Source organism: Acinetobacter sp. 243_ASPC (assembly GCF_001054715.1).
Taxonomy (GTDB): Bacteria; Pseudomonadota; Gammaproteobacteria; order Pseudomonadales; family Moraxellaceae; genus Acinetobacter; species Acinetobacter soli.
Genome location: NZ_JVOR01000020.1, coordinates 73,781 through 89,859, shown reverse-complemented (window position 1 = coordinate 89,859; position 16,079 = coordinate 73,781). Strand labels below are relative to the sequence as shown.

General features: G+C 44.8%; 13 protein-coding genes. 6 read left to right on the top strand and 7 right to left on the bottom strand.

Translation table 11 applies throughout. The features are described 5' to 3' along the window. Positions 1-233 precede the first annotated feature (233 nt). Positions 234-743, bottom strand: coding sequence for a cell wall-recycling L,D-carboxypeptidase ElsL (gene elsL / locus ADA42_RS02520; RefSeq protein WP_048763424.1), 510 nt, complete (start codon positions 741-743; stop codon positions 234-236). Further along, positions 730-1,143 (bottom strand): YbaN family protein, encoded by a 414-nt coding sequence (locus ADA42_RS02515; protein ID WP_025094518.1) that lies wholly within the window; start codon positions 1,141-1,143, stop codon positions 730-732. The genes elsL and ADA42_RS02515 overlap by 14 nt, the downstream gene beginning before the upstream one ends. Before the next feature lie 141 nt (positions 1,144-1,284). On the opposite strand from ADA42_RS02515, the gene ADA42_RS02510 reads away from it, so the two are divergent. The 3 genes from ADA42_RS02510 to dapE all read left to right on the top strand — a co-directional run bounded on the left by ADA42_RS02510 (position 1,285) and on the right by dapE (position 3,681). Next, positions 1,285-2,154 (top strand): DUF1853 family protein, encoded by an 870-nt coding sequence (locus ADA42_RS02510; RefSeq protein ID WP_048763423.1) that lies wholly within the window; start codon positions 1,285-1,287, stop codon positions 2,152-2,154. Between the two features lie 131 nt (positions 2,155-2,285). Continuing rightward, entirely contained in the window at positions 2,286-2,429 is a 144-nt protein-coding gene (locus ADA42_RS02505; RefSeq protein ID WP_088459345.1) for an entericidin A/B family lipoprotein, read from the top strand. Between the two features lie 118 nt (positions 2,430-2,547). After that, positions 2,548-3,681, top strand: coding sequence for a succinyl-diaminopimelate desuccinylase (gene dapE, locus ADA42_RS02500; RefSeq protein WP_048763421.1), 1,134 nt, complete (start codon positions 2,548-2,550; stop codon positions 3,679-3,681). A gap of 42 nt (positions 3,682-3,723) precedes the next feature. Here the strand turns inward: dapE and ADA42_RS02495 are convergent, their stop codons facing one another. The 5 genes from ADA42_RS02495 to pilG all read right to left on the bottom strand — a co-directional run bounded on the left by ADA42_RS02495 (position 3,724) and on the right by pilG (position 10,891). Then, entirely contained in the window at positions 3,724-8,013 is a 4,290-nt protein-coding gene (locus tag ADA42_RS02495) for an Hpt domain-containing protein (RefSeq protein ID WP_048763419.1), read from the bottom strand. A gap of 67 nt (positions 8,014-8,080) precedes the next feature. Beyond that, entirely contained in the window at positions 8,081-9,535 is a 1,455-nt protein-coding gene (locus tag ADA42_RS02490) for a hypothetical protein (protein ID WP_048763418.1), read from the bottom strand. Positions 9,536-9,577: 42 nt separating this feature from the next. Then, entirely contained in the window at positions 9,578-10,108 is a 531-nt protein-coding gene (locus ADA42_RS02485; RefSeq protein WP_004935181.1) for a chemotaxis protein CheW, read from the bottom strand. A gap of 1 nt (position 10,109) precedes the next feature. Beyond that, entirely contained in the window at positions 10,110-10,481 is a 372-nt protein-coding gene (locus tag ADA42_RS02480) for a response regulator (RefSeq protein WP_004935180.1), read from the bottom strand. A 26-nt stretch (positions 10,482-10,507) separates the two neighbouring features. After that, a complete protein-coding gene (pilG, locus tag ADA42_RS02475; RefSeq protein ID WP_025094513.1) occupies positions 10,508-10,891 on the bottom strand; it encodes a twitching motility response regulator PilG in 384 nt (127 codons plus the stop codon). Positions 10,892-11,215: 324 nt separating this feature from the next. On the opposite strand from pilG, the gene ADA42_RS02470 reads away from it, so the two are divergent. From ADA42_RS02470 to ADA42_RS02460, 3 genes are read left to right on the top strand one after another with little or no spacing between them, the layout of a single operon-like run. Further along, positions 11,216-11,773, top strand: coding sequence for a hypothetical protein (locus ADA42_RS02470; protein ID WP_414629808.1), 558 nt, complete (start codon positions 11,216-11,218; stop codon positions 11,771-11,773). Positions 11,774-11,831: 58 nt separating this feature from the next. After that, positions 11,832-12,938: an efflux RND transporter periplasmic adaptor subunit gene (locus ADA42_RS02465; protein WP_048763414.1), complete on the top strand. Its 1,107-nt coding sequence runs from the start codon at positions 11,832-11,834 to the stop codon at positions 12,936-12,938. A 16-nt stretch (positions 12,939-12,954) separates the two neighbouring features. Further along, positions 12,955-16,056, top strand: coding sequence for an efflux RND transporter permease subunit (locus ADA42_RS02460; protein WP_048763413.1), 3,102 nt, complete (start codon positions 12,955-12,957; stop codon positions 16,054-16,056). Positions 16,057-16,079 lie beyond the last annotated feature (23 nt).

Here is a 16,079-nt window from a genome sequence, read left to right as displayed (position 1 = left end):
TCTGCTTGTAAGGCAGACGCTCTACCAACTGAGCTAAGCGCCCTTCAACGTCTTCATCGTTTGTGAGGTGCATTATAGAGAAACTTCACAGAGTGTCAAACGCTTTTCACCGACTTTTTTAAAAAACTCTATCGAGTGATTAAAAAATAGGTTGTTTTGCTAAAAAACCAGCAAATTCTGTATTTTATTTAAACATTACATGCAAAATCATACAGATGAACCCTAAAAAAATATTACGACATTTCCACTTTTATTTCTGAAATATACACCAGCGCCTGCTCAGGAATGACTTCGAATAGCTCAATCAGATCTGTATTTCGCATTCGAATACAGCCATGCGACATCGGAATCCCCATGGGCTGCGTATCTGGTGTACCGTGGATATAGATATAACGCTGCTTAGAATCACAGCCTTCACCGCGGTTAAAATCCTCTTCTAACCCATCAAGCCATAAAATGCGACTTAAAATCCAGTCACGATCTGGATGTTCGGCGGCAAGTGTATCGCTGTACACCTCTCCGGTAGGCTGCCGTGCAATAAAAACGGCATTGATTGGTGCAGTATGACCAAATTTTTCTGCAATCCGATGCCATCCACGAGGAGTCTTGCCACTATTTTCCTGTTCTCCAATCCCATTTTTCCCACTGGAGATCGGATAAGTCTTATGCTGTTTGGGTAAATAGAGGGTTTGTGATGCCAGATCAACCACAATATCGGCAGTATTCAAATTAAACATGATCATTTTCTGTGGATGGAGAATGGACTTTAGAGTTTAACGCTGCTGAAGTGGGTTCAGGTCTTAACCATAACCAAATCGCAACAATCAACATAATGCTATCGGTGAAAATCTTGACCCAAAGCGGCGCGTTGGTAAACAGCATCAGAATGCCACTGATCAGCATCATGATGGAAGCAATCCATTTGGCCTTACGGGGAACTGTGCCGTGAGCACGCCAGTCGCGCAATGTGGGACCATATTTAGGATGATTTAGCAACCAAGCATCCATTTCTGGCCAGCCTTTAGATGCAGCCCAGGCCGCCAAGATAAGAAATACAGTGGTGGGCATACCCGGTAAAATTGCACCAATAATACCAAGTATGATAAATATCACCACTAAGGTACGCCAGAATAGTGTCTTCATTGTTGCAATCCTGCTCTGCAAAATCGTGTCTCTGTAAGTACCTTGCCACTGCGGAGTCAATTGGCCAAAAATATATGGACAGGTTTTATTAAGCTGTGCTCACGAGTATTATAATTCAAGTGATGACGTCAGGATTTATAAATGACTTATTTTTCTTCATGTTTGAATCAACATGAACCTTGGTTTCAGTTCAAACACGATTGTGTACGTCATCTTGCCTTTACGTTGGCGAGTCCAAATATTATCTCGCAGGTGCCCGAAGAACTGCGTTTAGAAACGTCTTTTGAGCTGCATAGCACGTCCTTTTGGTTACAACAGTACGACCATTATGTGCAACGTTTAAAAGCGCTAGATCAAGATCCTAGTCCGTTATTGGAGTTTTTAGGTCAGTTGCGCAGTACCCGTATTGGGCTGCGTTTTGAATATATGCTCTGGTTTTGGTTGCTCGATACTGATTATCACGCATATAAACTCATCGGACACAGCATTCAAAAAATGAAGGGTACGCAAACCATAGGTGAGCTGGATTTTCTGGTCTATAACACGACTGAGCAACGTATTGAACACTGGGAAGTTGCACTCAAATACTATTTAGGTGAAAAAGATTTAAGCTTGCCTTATTGGTATGGTCTGAACCGTGAAGATACCTTATTGAAAAAACTGGCTTATTTCACTGAACGCCAATTTCAATTTGAGGAGGCGCTGGGTCATCGCATTGATCAGCGCTTTGCCGTACTCAAAGGTCAGTTATATAGTCCACAACACATGCAACACCCCAAGCTCCCTGAGTGGCTAAATTCGCATAGGCGCATTGGATACTGGGGCTTTCAGACTCAAGCTGATTTTCGTCGGCTGACACGTCATGAATGGATGTGTCCACAACTACATGGCTCAACCACACCTGCTCTATGGTGGAGCAATGGACTTTATGTGAATACACAAAATCCGGCAGATTGCTATATGTTTCGTCAGGCGCCAGCCGTGCCTTGGGTGCCCGGCATGTTTGAATAAAATAATAATTCTTAAGAATAATTCTTCTTTGAAACATTTATTAACGTTTCTACTATCAAAAAGTAATGTTCTTTTAGACGTTTAGTTTTTAATCTCTAGTTACATCAGAATTAAATCTAAAGTGGAGACAGATGATGAAAAAAATCTTAGCTGCGTCAATTATGGTTGCTTTTGTTTTAACTGGCTGTAACACCTTTAAGGGGTTCGGAAAAGATGTATCAAGCGCTGGTGATGCGGTAACTAACACTGCGCAAAAAACTCAAAATAAAATCTAATTTTATTTGAAGCAAAAAAACCTTATCTTTTTGATAAGGTTTTTTTATTTGAGCATACCCATTAGTTGATGTTTGACCTATGATATTGAGTTAGATTTTTCCAGACTCAAATTTTGGTATGAACCCTTCCAATACTCTCGAACTCAGTTTAGATTTACTTCGCCGCCCCTCTGTGACTCCTGAAGATTATGATTGTCAGGCGCTGATGGCCAAACGTCTTGCGCACGTTGGCTTTCATATTGAAAACATGCGCTTTGGCGAAGTCGACAATTTATGGGCGCGCCGCGGTACTCAAGATCCTGTGTTCTGTTTTGCTGGCCATACCGATGTGGTTCCTACAGGTAACCTTGAGGCATGGAACAGCGATCCGTTTCAACCTGAAATTCGCGACGGTATTTTATATGGGCGCGGTGCTGCCGATATGAAGACCGCACTAGCAGCCATGGTGGTGGCCTCTGAACGCTTTGTAAAAAAACATCCAGATCACAAGGGCTCTATTGCGTTTTTGATTACGTCTGATGAAGAAGGCCCATCAATTAACGGTACGGTAAAAGTGGTTGAAACTCTCGAAGCACGTAACGAAAAAATGACGTGGTGCCTAGTGGGTGAACCATCGAGTACCAGCCAGTTAGGTGACATTATTAAAAATGGCCGTCGTGGCTCATTAAATGCCGTTCTGACAGTGAAAGGCAAACAAGGTCATGTGGCCTATCCTCACCTCGCGCGTAATCCGATCCACCTCGCCTCTGCTGCCCTTCACGAACTTTGTGAGACTGTGTGGGATCACGGTAACGAATATTTTCCGGCAACATCTTTTCAGATTTCAAATATTCATGCGGGAACTGGTGCGACCAATGTGGTGCCCGGTACGATGGCTGTTACCTTTAATTTCCGTTATTCGACTGAAGTGACTGCCGAACAGCTTAAAGAACGTGTACTGGAAATTTTACAGCGTCATGGCCTTGAGTATGATATTTCATGGACGCACTCAGGATTACCATTTTTGACTCCTGTTGGTGAATTGGTGAATGCTGCGACCACTGCCATTAAAAATGTTACCGGTGTCGATGCCAAACTTTCGACCAGCGGCGGTACATCTGATGGCCGTTTTATTGCACCGACTGGCGCGCAAGTACTTGAGCTGGGTGTTTTAAATGCATCTATTCATCAAATCAACGAACACGTCAATGTCGCCGATCTGGAGCCTTTGGCCGAGATTTATGAGCAGATTCTTGAAAATTTATTGACTTAATATTTAAGGGCTCTTCGGAGCCCTTTTTCATTTCAGCCATGATCATAAAACGGTTTGCCTAGTTACTTGCATGAGCAGCATCTGGATTTTGGCGAGCAGTTGTTCCTCTTGAAAAGGTTTGCCCAGATAATCGTTCACCTCAAGCTGCTGTGCCATCTCGCGGTATTTTTCGCCCGTACGTGAGCTGATCATGATAATCGGTAAAGCTTGCAGTAAATTGTGCTGACGTAAACGGCGAGTAAATTCGAACCCATCCATTCGCGGCATCTCAACGTCGAGTAAAATGACATCTGGACGAATGTGCTCCAGCTTCTCTAGCGCATCTTGGCCATCTTTGGCTGTTACTACATCGTACCCTTGGCGTTCGAGTAAACGTGATGTGACCTTTCGAACCGTCACTGAATCATCCACCACCATGATCATGGCTCGCTCTTCACGCACAGCGCGCTCGTGGTCGGTATCGTGGCGATATTGTCGTGGCTGCTGATCGACTTGTTCTGCAATGGTAATCGGATCTAAGATCAAACAGACTTGCCCATCGCCTAAAATCGATGCGCCCGCCACCACTTTAACCTGACTAAACTGTTGCCCGATTGGTTTCACCACAATCTGACCACGCGATCCGACCACCTGATCAACCAGCAACGCCACCTGCGGCCCTGTGCTGGAATGAATCAGCAACACCTCCAGCTCACCTGTGATGGTTGACCAGTCTGGCTCGACCACATTACTTACAAATTCACCCAGATAACGTAATTTGTAGCAGGTATTATCAAGCTCAAAACGATCTTGCTGGCTATTAAAGTATTGTTCCAAAATCAGCGGCGATAAGCGCACAATACGCTCAATTTTACCCAGTGGTAAGGCATATTGCTGATCAAGCACCTTGACCATCAGCGCATCACTGACCGCTACTGTGGTGGGCACACGCAAGCTAAATGTGGTTCCCATACCCGCTTGGGCAGTTACGGTGATTTTACCTCCAAGTGCCTTGATTTCGTTATGCACAATATCGAGGCCAACACCACGCCCCGAAATATGGGTAATTGTAGACGCCGTTGAAAACCCCGGGTAAAAGATATACTGGAAGATTTGATCGTCATCTAGAGTATGAAAATGGTCTAAATAGCCCAGTTGCTGCGCCTTGTTTGCAATTGCATTGCTGTCCATGCCTCGACCATCATCTTTTAACTGCAAGACCACATCAGTACCATGACGGCGGATAGAAAGCTCAATAGTCCCGATTGATGGTTTACCTTGGCTCAGTCGTGTTTGCTGATCTTCAATACCATGATCGATGGCATTGCGGAGCATATGTTCGAGCGGTACGACCAAACGCTCTAGAATACTCCGATCTAACTCGCCTTCTGTATTGTGAACCAGCAGTTGAGTTGGTCGATTCAGCGCCAGAGCTGTTTGTCGGACGGTGCGTTGTAAGCGTGGTAAAAGATGCGAAAACGGAACCAGTCGAGTACGAATCAGATTTTCTTGCAGATCGGCCTGAATTCGCGATTGCTGGAGCAGTAAACTTTCGGTATCTCGAATTTTTTCGGTCAAACTGGTACGAAAATCGAGTAAATCCGATGCCGATTCTGCCAAGGATTTACTTAAATGATAAAAATTTGAATATTGCTCTGGCTCAAGCGTGGCGGTATGTTCACCAGAAAGTTGTTGTAAAGATTGTGTATCTAACACCCGATCCAGATGTTTAAGCTGACGCGATAAACGCTGAATCGCCAGTTCCATTTCACCCAAAACGGTATCGACCTGCGCAATATCCATCTGAATTCGGGAGCGATTGATGGCGTTTTCACCAGACTGATCAATCATTTTGTCAATCAGATCTGCCGAAACACGGATCATTTCATTGCTTTCATCAACCGCAATGGAAGTGTCCCACTCACCATGCATAGACGGCGGCTCTGTGCCGTCACCCGGACTAACCGCACCCGATTCGGACAATGATGCGGCAATCTGTTCAAACTGTACCGGAAACAAAGGTTGGGTCAGTTCTAACTGCTCAAGTTGATGCTTAAGTTCGTAATAATGATCGTAACGCGTATCAAAAATTGCCAGTCTCAACCACTGTACGGCGTTGAGAAGTAATGGATCATAGCTGCTCGTTTTAGAATTGTGCAGATTCATCCGCTCAAAGGTAATCTCAAGTCGCGTGGTAATGTCCATGACATATTTGAGTTCGAGCAGCCGTGCACTGCGCGTTAAGCGATGAAAAATACGTTGTAGCTCCAACAGCAAATGACGCTGATGATGCTCCTTGACCCATTGCTGAAGATTGAGTTCGGCCTGTGAAAGCAAATCTTGTGCTTCATCCACAAACATTTTTTCGACCAAGGTCTGCGGAAAAGTCTCAGAGGCGGCGGGTACTGAATTGAACGCCAGTACTTCACCCAAGCTCATCTGATCGTCAAGCTTTAACCCAGCCTGCTTTATTACTTGGTTTTGAGTAAAATCCGCTTCAGCGAATGCGGCCGGCAACCAGTCTTCAATATGTTGAAGCACATCCAAGACATGACTCACCGGAAACTCTACTGCATGCTGATACAGGTTTTGAATCCGTTCGGCCAGATCATCATGCACAATTCGAATGATCTTGATCAGTTCGAATGAAACATCTAATTGCTGATAGATCAGACGTTGATAAATCGATTCCAGCTCATGTGCAATCAAACCGATCTGATTTAGCTGAACCATATTGGCACCCCCTTTTAAGGTGTGCAAAAACCGGATCAGATGTTGCAAGATATCTAAATTATGTGGCGCTTCGGCCCAGAGCGTCAGCTCGGTTTCGACGCCTGCCAGTAGTTCTTCACTCTCTTCAAGGAAAATTTCCAGCAAACTGTCATCGACCTGTAACGGCTGTGCCAGCACAAGCTGACGATCTTCTGCCAAATAAGACATCAGTCGCATGTCGAGATTAAGTACCAAATCGGTACTGATGTCACTATGTTGAGTCGTTACACTTTGAGAAGCAAATTCTTCCAAATCAAGCGGCTTAAATGGCTTGATTTCTCGATTGAGCTGATCAAACAGCACCTGATACGGTGTAAAAGAACTAATGTGCTGTGCCGCAGCCAAACTATCAAACAGCCCCACAAATGCGGTATGCACTGGCTGGAATGCATCATATAGGCTTTGAGGAAAATCACTACTCGTGATTCCGATGAGTTCTTGATAAACCGATTGCAAATGCTGGGTAAAAATATGCAAAACACGTGTTCGGTCTGTATCGGTCGCAGCGTATAGGCTTGCGGCCTGTTCCTGTAAAATCACAATATAATCGACCGACTGGTGCCGTATACGATCTTGAAACTCAAATTCGGCATCGAGCAAATCATCAATTTCAAGTGCGAGTAAGGCCGCTACCACACCGCCATTGAGCTGTAACTCATGTGCAGCAGTCGATTCGAGCTGATGCTGATAAAGCTGATACTGATCTAAAAAGATATTCAGTAGTGGTTGAAGCGTCTTGGCCTCTAAGCCATGCTGAATGTTGTGCACCGCCTGTGTAATAAATTCCAGATACTGCCCAAGCAAAGCCTGCTCGGTAGAGAGTAGTGCTCCATGCTGGAGTAATCTCTGCTTGATTGTGCTTTCAAGTGCTGTACTGGCATCAAAAATCGCATCGATACAGGCCATGGATGAGCTACCACGTATGGTATGCAAGGCACGTAACAGTCGGTTAAAGTCATCATCCGAAGGGGCTGAGTTTGCTAAAAAATGATGGATATCTGCAACATAAACCGAGATTTCTTCTAGAAAAATGACAATAGATTCGTTTAATTTGACGCTGTTAGTTGGCGCGAGATCCAATTCATCAGCTGTCTGGGATGCTCTCATGAGCAGAGTCATCAGCGCAGGTTCGATCTCGAGATTGAGTTGTAACTGTGACCCAATAAATGCATAGGGCCGTAAATCGACACGATGTGGCTGGCGTTGTTTAAAATCCTCAATCAGTTCATCTTGATAAAGCCGATAAACCTGAGCCACATACTGCTGAATCGGGAGTGTAGTAGGTAAAATTGAGTTGAGAATTCGTGTCAGGGTTTCTTCCACCATCCATGCAATTTCACTCGACGCATTGGCCCCCACCATCCGGCCCGTACCTTTTAAATTATTAAAATGCCGACAGATTTCTTGCAACAAGGCTTGATCGTCAGGCGTCGTATGCCAAGCCTGAATCAGGTGCTCCAATGCACTAAACACCTCTTCGAGCTCTTCAATAAAAACGTCAAGAATCTCCTGATCCTGATCCAGATATTGATCTTCAGGCAAGGTCAGCGCCGCCAGACGCGTATTTAATGCGGTGTCCATATCCGAATGCTGTGCTCAGCAACCCCAATCTTCATGCGCTGTTTTGATCCCCTTAATCAATTCTTTTTTATTTGGTCATCTCTAGTTGATAACCAGAAATTGCCAGCTCTAATTCTTTAATGATCGCATTCAACTGCTGAAGATACAATCCGAGCTGCTGTCCTTTGGCATCAGAACCACTCATTTCTGTTGTTTCTGTTTGACCGCTGTGTTGCACGTGGTGCGTAAGGTGCGTTGCGATCTGTTCAACTTGCAGTAAGGTGAGACGTACCTGATCTAGCTCCGTTACAGACCGTTGTACCGAATCAATTAAATGTCGGTACTGCTGCAACATCAGGTTCAGGGCATCTGCAATTGTACCAGTAAAATCCTCTGAAACAGTCGCTGGCCGCCTTAAATCACCCTCGGCGAAATCACTGATCTCATTGAGTAAACGTAAGATTGCGTGCTGGTGCTGACTGGTTTCATAAGCACTTTCGAACTGCTGTGCTGTATCAGCAACCTTTCGCATCGGTAAACGCATCAACTGCCAAGTCGCGTAAGCCAATCCGAGTAATGCAATCACAACCACACTGATCAAGAGTATGGCAAACATATTGTTTTGACTTTTTGCCAGGCGATCCAGCGACTGTAATAATTGCTCAGATTGTTTGGGTAACTGCCAATAAGCCTGCCAAAGCTGCTCCACCTGATCAGGTTGCAATAAAACGCGCTCAATTTTAGGCTGTAATGCGCTATCAAATTCAAGTTGAATATCTTGCAGCAAAGCTCGCTGTAGCGGATCTTGCACAGCATTTAAGCCCTGCACGGGATCGCCAAGAAGCTGTCGCAGAATGCCAGCTCTAAACTGCTGGGTATCTTCAATAAAATCATGCACCGTTTGCGGTGTGGCCTGCTCAGGTAAAATGGGAGAATGTCCCCATTTTAAAAGCTGTGATGCGCTCTGCTCTTGTTGCTGGGCCAGTTTTAAATGCCCGATATCAGCAGGTTGATGCTGCAATAACTCGATTAGCTGCGCATAATTCGATTGTATTTCGGGCATCGAAAGCTGCATCGATAAATGTAAAAACTGAACTTGTCTGGCAAGATCAGGATCGGCTTGAATCCTCTCAATACTGTGTGACAATGCCTGCCAATCGGTCATGACACGCTGATAAGCCGAGGTATCTGATGCAATCTCTGCGAGATCGTTTTGAAACTGCTGATGCGTCGCGCTTAAATTTTTACGGTTTTGCAGTGAATCTGACCGTAAAATTTCCAGTGATTCAGACATAAACTGCTGATTGAGTATGGTCAATGCCATCATTTTTTGATCGACATGATGCCGTTTTTGCATGTGCTGAATCAGAAAAATGCTCGAAACGAGTAGAATCGTCGTCATCAACAGCATAAGCAGGAGCAAACGCTGTAACTGCTGCGGCGATTCAAACCGATTGGAAAAATGATCTGCTTTAAACCATCCACTCCATCGGTGGTGATCTGACTCAATACGTCTGTTTTTGACGCTTGCGATCCACGTCATATCCCCACCCCTCATGATCAAAACACCGTTTAAAATTTATTTTTAATGGTGCTGCGAGGCATTCATAAAATCGTGATTGCCTAATAATTGACTCAATAAAAAAATATGCCAGCGCTGCTGATACTGTTGAAAATAGCCGCGACAATACGGCTGAAACATCATGCCAAGATCATGCTGATGCGAAAAATAATGCGTTTTATTAAAATGCTGTACACCAAATACCTGATCGACAATCAGCCCGATATAATGTTGATTGTGGCTGATACACATCACTTTATGTTGTGTGTGTTCCTGATAATTCTGTTTAGAAATAAACTCAGACAAACTCGATACGGCCAGCAATCGCCCGCGAATATTTGCCAAACCTTTTAGCCAAGGCTGTGTATTGGGAACACGGGTATAACTTGGCGGATGAATGACTTCAGTGACTTCCCCTAATGGCGCAACGAAATAATGTCCCATCAATTCAAATGCGATACCTGTCCAGCGTTCTGCCTGCTCAATCGACTCATGCTGTACGCTCAAATCATCTGGCGTATATGCCGCCAAATGTGTATCGCTGCTCTGAGCCATGTTATGAATCTGACAGAATATATTGCTGAATCACGTCGATCAGCTGATTTTCATCAATGGGTTTGGTCAAATACTCTTTGGCGCCTTGGCGCTTACCCCAAATTCGATCTGTGGCCTGATCTTTGGTACTCACAATCACCACTGGAATATGCTTGGTGCTTTCGCCACGGCAGATCTGACGGGTGGCTTGAAAACCATTCACACCTGGCATTACTACATCCATCAGCACCAGATTCGGCTGTTCGGCCTGAGCCAGCGTCACACCATCTGCACCATTGGTGGCTTCAAGCACTTGATAACCGTGTCGGGTCAATATTTCACGAAACCGATACGTCTCGGTGGGTGAATCATCAACGATCAATATACGCGCCATAATGACCTCAAATTTATTTATTGGAATTACACACTGACATGATTACGAATTGCGCTTAACAATTCATCTTTACTAAATGGCTTGATCAGGTATTCATCGGAGCCCACGATACGCCCTTTTGCCTGATCAAATAATCCATCTTTACTTGAAAGCATAATTACGGGAATATGCTGGTAATTTTGTGAATTTTTAATCAGCGCACAGGTTTGATATCCATCTAGGCGTGGCATCATAATATCCACAAAAATAATATCGGGATTGGTCTGTGCTATTTTTGATAATGCTTCAAAGCCGTCTGTCGCCGTGACCACGGTATAGCCTTCTTTTTGCAGCAGCGTTTCAGCAGTACGACGAATGGTTTTTGAATCATCAATCACCATAATTTTAATTGCTTTGGGTGCATCTTCCATTCATTCGTCCTTTTCAAATGCCCAATTCAGGCAAACTAATCTGTTATCGAGTGTCATGGCATTTTTACATAGTTAAAGTCTTGTTTTCAATTCATCCACTGGAACATCTTTTTTTCATTTATCTCAATTTACGCTAAACTAAAACGATAAAACCCGTGGATTTACAGCGTATAAATCCATCTTAATATACCAAGATTATGATTCAAAAAAAATTAATCTAATTTTATTGGGGAGAAGCACATGGTTCAATCCATAGAATTTGCGCCTGCTGTGCGGCGACGGCCCTTTCAGTTGGGTAAACAAGTAACGTTATTCATTTTACTCATGTTCTTCTATCTGCTTGGATGTGCAGGCGAGATTCATGCCAAATGGTATCGCTATTATGATTCGCGTGGCACTGCCAATATCAGCGCCAACGTAACGCCAGCACATATTCGCTATGGATATGAGTCGCTCGATCAAAATATGCAAGTGATTGCGAAGACGCCCGCATGGAATGGCGACCGAGACGCGAAAACTCAAGCCAAATATGAATCACAAGCACGACAACAACAATATGATCTCAAACTCAAACGTGCCTATGGCAACAGTAAAATTGCCACCATGAAACGCGATGAATCTTTAAATAGCATCAAAAAACAGATCGCATTTCAGCAAGAACAGCTCAAACAGCAACAAAATGATCGAGTGATGTATAAAAATCAGGAAAATCAATATATAAGAAAAGGGCAAAACATACCGGTATTGGTACGCGAACACATGTTACAAAACCAGCAACAGATCCTCGCCAGCAAAGCGATGCTGAAGCAAATGCAAGACAACTATAACAGCACCCAAATCCATTATGCAGATGTGATTGCACGCTTAAAAAAAATGGAATAACCGTTATAATCGGTGGCAAAGTCGACACAACATCACATTATTTAAAGGATAACACTGCATGCGTAGCACCCTTCTGGTTCTTTCGAAAGCGACCATACTCAGTATGAGTTTAATGGTCGCAGCATGCAGTCAAAAAAATGCCGCTGAAAGCTCACAGCAATCAGCCAATAGCGCAGCAATTGAGTTAATTGGTGCCGATCTGGTGGCGGTCAAATCCGGTCAAATCGAACAGAAAACGGCATTTATCGGAACCATTCGGGCAGTCAATCAAAGTTCGGTACAGGCACAAGTGACCGCAACCGCCATACAGGTCAATGTGAATGTTGGGCAGTCGGTGACTAAAGGGCAGATATTGGTGCGTCTTGACAATCAGGACAATGCGGCACGGCTTTCCCAAGCACGTGCCAATCTTGCGTCGGCTCGGGCACAAGCAGATTTGGCCAAAAATCTGATGCAACGAAAAAAGCGTCTGCTTGATCAAGGTTTTATTTCACGCGTGGAATACGAACAAAGTGAAGTTGATTACAAGGCACAATTAGAGACGGTGAATGCACAGCGTGCCAATGTCGATATCGCCGAAAAAGCCAATTTAGATGGCATCATTCGCAGCCCGCTTTCAGGGGTGATTACCAAGCGTCAAGTAGAACCAGGTCAAACCGTTGCGGCGGGCAGTACGCTGTTTGAAATTGTCGATCCAGCTCAGTTAGAAATTCAAGGAAAATTGCCAATCGAACAACAATCCGCATTGGCAGTAGGGAAAAAAATAAGCTTTAACATTCAAGGTGAGCGCACGGTGCAAGAGGCACGTTTAAGCCGAATTTCGCCTGTGGCCGATCAGGTCAGTCGTCAAATCGAATTTTTTGCACAACCGAGCAGCCCGATTCGCTCACTCAGTATTGGTGCATTTGTAGAAGGTTTTATTTATACCCAAGATCAGATATCGGGGCAGATTATTCCACTCAATAGTATTCAGAGTATGGATCAACAGCCATATGTCTGGGTGGTTCGTCAGCAAAAGCTGCATAAAGTGGCCATTAAGCTTTTAGAAAAACGCTTCACTGATGATGTTGCCATCGTTCAGGGATTACAACCGGGAGATCGCGTGAGCCGAATCGCATTTGAAAATAGCGATGACAACAAGGCCGTGCGCATTTCTGGCAATTAACATCAGGATTGAGTCTATGTGGTTAACCCAAATCAGCGTCAAATATCCCGTCTTTACCATTATGATGATGCTCAGTCTGATGGTATTAGGGCTGGCTTCGTGGCAACGAATGGGAGTAGAAGAATTTCCCGATGTCGATTTCCCGTTTGTGGTGGTATATACCAACTATCCCGGCGCCTCTCCTGAAGCCGTTGAATCTGAAATTACCAAAAAACTTGAAGACCAGATCAATACCATTTCGGGCCTAAAACAGATCACCTCGCAATCGAGTGAGGGATTATCCATGATTGTGGCAGAGTTCAATCTGGATGTGGCATCGAGCGTTGCAGCGCAAGATGTGCGCGATAAAATTGCGGTGGCAAAAGCTAATTTTCGTGACGAAATTGAAGACCCGGTGGTCGAACGCTATGATCCAGCCAGCAGCGCGATTATGTCGGTGGTCTTTGAAACCAACTCAATGTCACTTCGTGATTTTAGCTCTTACATCGATCAGCGGATTTTACCGCAGTTACGTACCATTCCGGGCGTCGGTACAGTCAGTCTGCTGGGCGATGCCAAACGGCAAGTACGTATTGTGGTCAATCCGCAAAAAATGCAAAGCTACGCGATTGGGATTGATCAGGTCATCAACACCCTTAAAAATGAAAATGTAGAAATTCCGGGCGGCAGTTTAAAGCAGCCGAATCAGGAACTGGTCATTGAGATTCAGTCCAAAGTGATTCAGCCCTATGGCTTTGGTAATTTGGTGGTCGCCAATAAAAACGGCGTACCGATTTATTTAAAGCAAATTGCTGAGGTTGAAGACACACAGGCCGAGTTGGAAACGGGCGCCTTTCAAAACGGTAAAACTGCTGTTTCGGTAGATATTTTAAGAAGCTCAGATGCAAACGTGATTCAGGTGGTCGACAACACCTACAAAGTGCTCGATAAAATCAAGGCACAGCTTCCCAAAGGCGCAAGTTTGCATGTGGTTGTCGATACGTCAAAAAGTATCCGCGCTTCAATTAAGGACGTTGCACGTACCATCATCGAAGGTGCCTTACTGGCAGTTTTGATTGTATTACTGTTTTTAGGTTCTTTTCGCTCCACCGTTATTACAGGTTTAACACTTCCGATTGCCTTACTGGGTACCCTCACCTTTATCTGGGCATTTGGTTTTAGCATCAACATGATGACCTTGCTGGCCTTGTCCTTGTGTATTGGCTTGCTGATTGACGATGCCATTGTGGTTCGGGAAAATATTGTACGCCATGCCGAAATGGGTAAAGACCATGTGACCGCGGCATTAGATGGCACAAAAGAAATTGGGCTGGCCGTACTGGCCACCACACTCACGATTGTGGCCGTGTTTTTACCTGTGGCATTTATGGGCGGTATTATCGGACGTTTCTTTTATCAATTTGGCGTGACGGTCAGCACCGCGGTTCTGATCTCGATGTTTGTCAGTTTTACTCTCGATCCGATGCTCTCTGCACACTGGAAAGAAAAACCGCGTAACCGCCCACCAGGCCGAATCAAACGCTTTTTTAACTGGATTTCTAAAGAACTCGATAAACTTACCCATGTTTATGAGCGTGTTCTCAAGCTTGCACTGCGTTTTCGTCTGATCACCCTCCTGATCGCGATTGCTTCTCTGGTCGGAGCGCTGGGCTTATCCAAGCTGATTGGTACCGAATTTGTACCCACGCCCGATAAAGGTGAAGTGCGAATCAAGTTTGAAACGCCTGTCGATGCCTCTTTAGAATATACACAGGCCAAGCTGGATCAGGTTACAAAAATCGTCAATACGTTTGGCTTTGTAAAATCGACCTACGGCGTGATTAATGGCGTCACCGATCGGGGTAAAAACCATGCGACGCTTCGCGTTACCGTGACGCCACGGCAGCAACGTCAGCAAAGCCTGACTGAAATCAACAACATCTTTCGCAAACGCTTACAGTCGGTCGCAGGCATTACCGTGACCTCCGTGGCTTCTGCCGATGAAACGGTTTCGGGCGGACAAAAGCCGATCATGATTTCAATTAAAGGCCCAGATCTGGACGAGTTACAGCGTATCTCAGATCGGTTTATGGTTGAAATGAAGAAAATCAATGGCGTGGTCGATCTGGAAAGTTCACTTAAAGCACCTAAACCGACGCTGTCTATTCAGATCAATCGGGTACTGGCAAGTGATTTAGGGCTTTCGGTCAATCAGATTGCGAGCGCACTGCGCCCCTTAATTGCAGGTGAGAATGTCACCACATGGGAAGATGAGCGCGGTGAAACTTACGATGTGAATTTACGACTGGCCGAAGCCAATCGTGCACGTCCAAGCGATCTGGAAAATCTGTATTTAAGCTCGAATAAAACCGATGCCAACAATCAGCCTGTGTTAATTCCACTGGCATCTGTTGCTTCGTTTGAGCAAACCCTCGGTGCCGCACAAATTAATCGCCGCGACTTGTCACGTGAAGTACTGGTCGAGGCCAATACCTCAGGACGACCATCGGGAGATATTGGTAAAGATATCCAGCAACTGCAACAGAACTTTAAATTGCCAGCCGGCTATAGCTTCGATACGCAAGGTGCCAATGCCGATATGGCCGAGTCGGCAGGATATGCGCTGACTGCAATTAGCTTGTCGATTATTTTTATTTATATTGTACTCGGCTCGCAGTTCAACAGCTTTATCCATCCGGCGGCCATTATGGCCTCATTGCCACTGTCATTGATTGGGGTCTTTCTTGCGCTGTTTTTATTTAACAGTACCTTAAACCTGTTTTCGATTATCGGAATCATTATGCTGATGGGGCTAGTCACCAAAAATGCGATCTTGCTGATTGATTTCATTAAAAAAGCCATGGAGCGTGGTGAAACTCGTTTTGACGCAATTTTACAGGCAGGCAAGACGCGCTTGCGTCCCATTTTAATGACCACCAGTGCGATGGTGATGGGTATGGTGCCACTGGCATTGGGTTTGGGTGAAGGCGGCGAACAAAGTGCTCCTATGGCGCATGCGGTGATTGGTGGCGTGATCACCTCGACCCTACTCACCTTGGTGGTGGTGCCCGTGATTTTCACCTATTTGGATGATTTGAAAAATTTCTTGTTACGCCAAAGCCGCAAATTAATGTCATAATCTGTTTTTTACGAAATGAGATG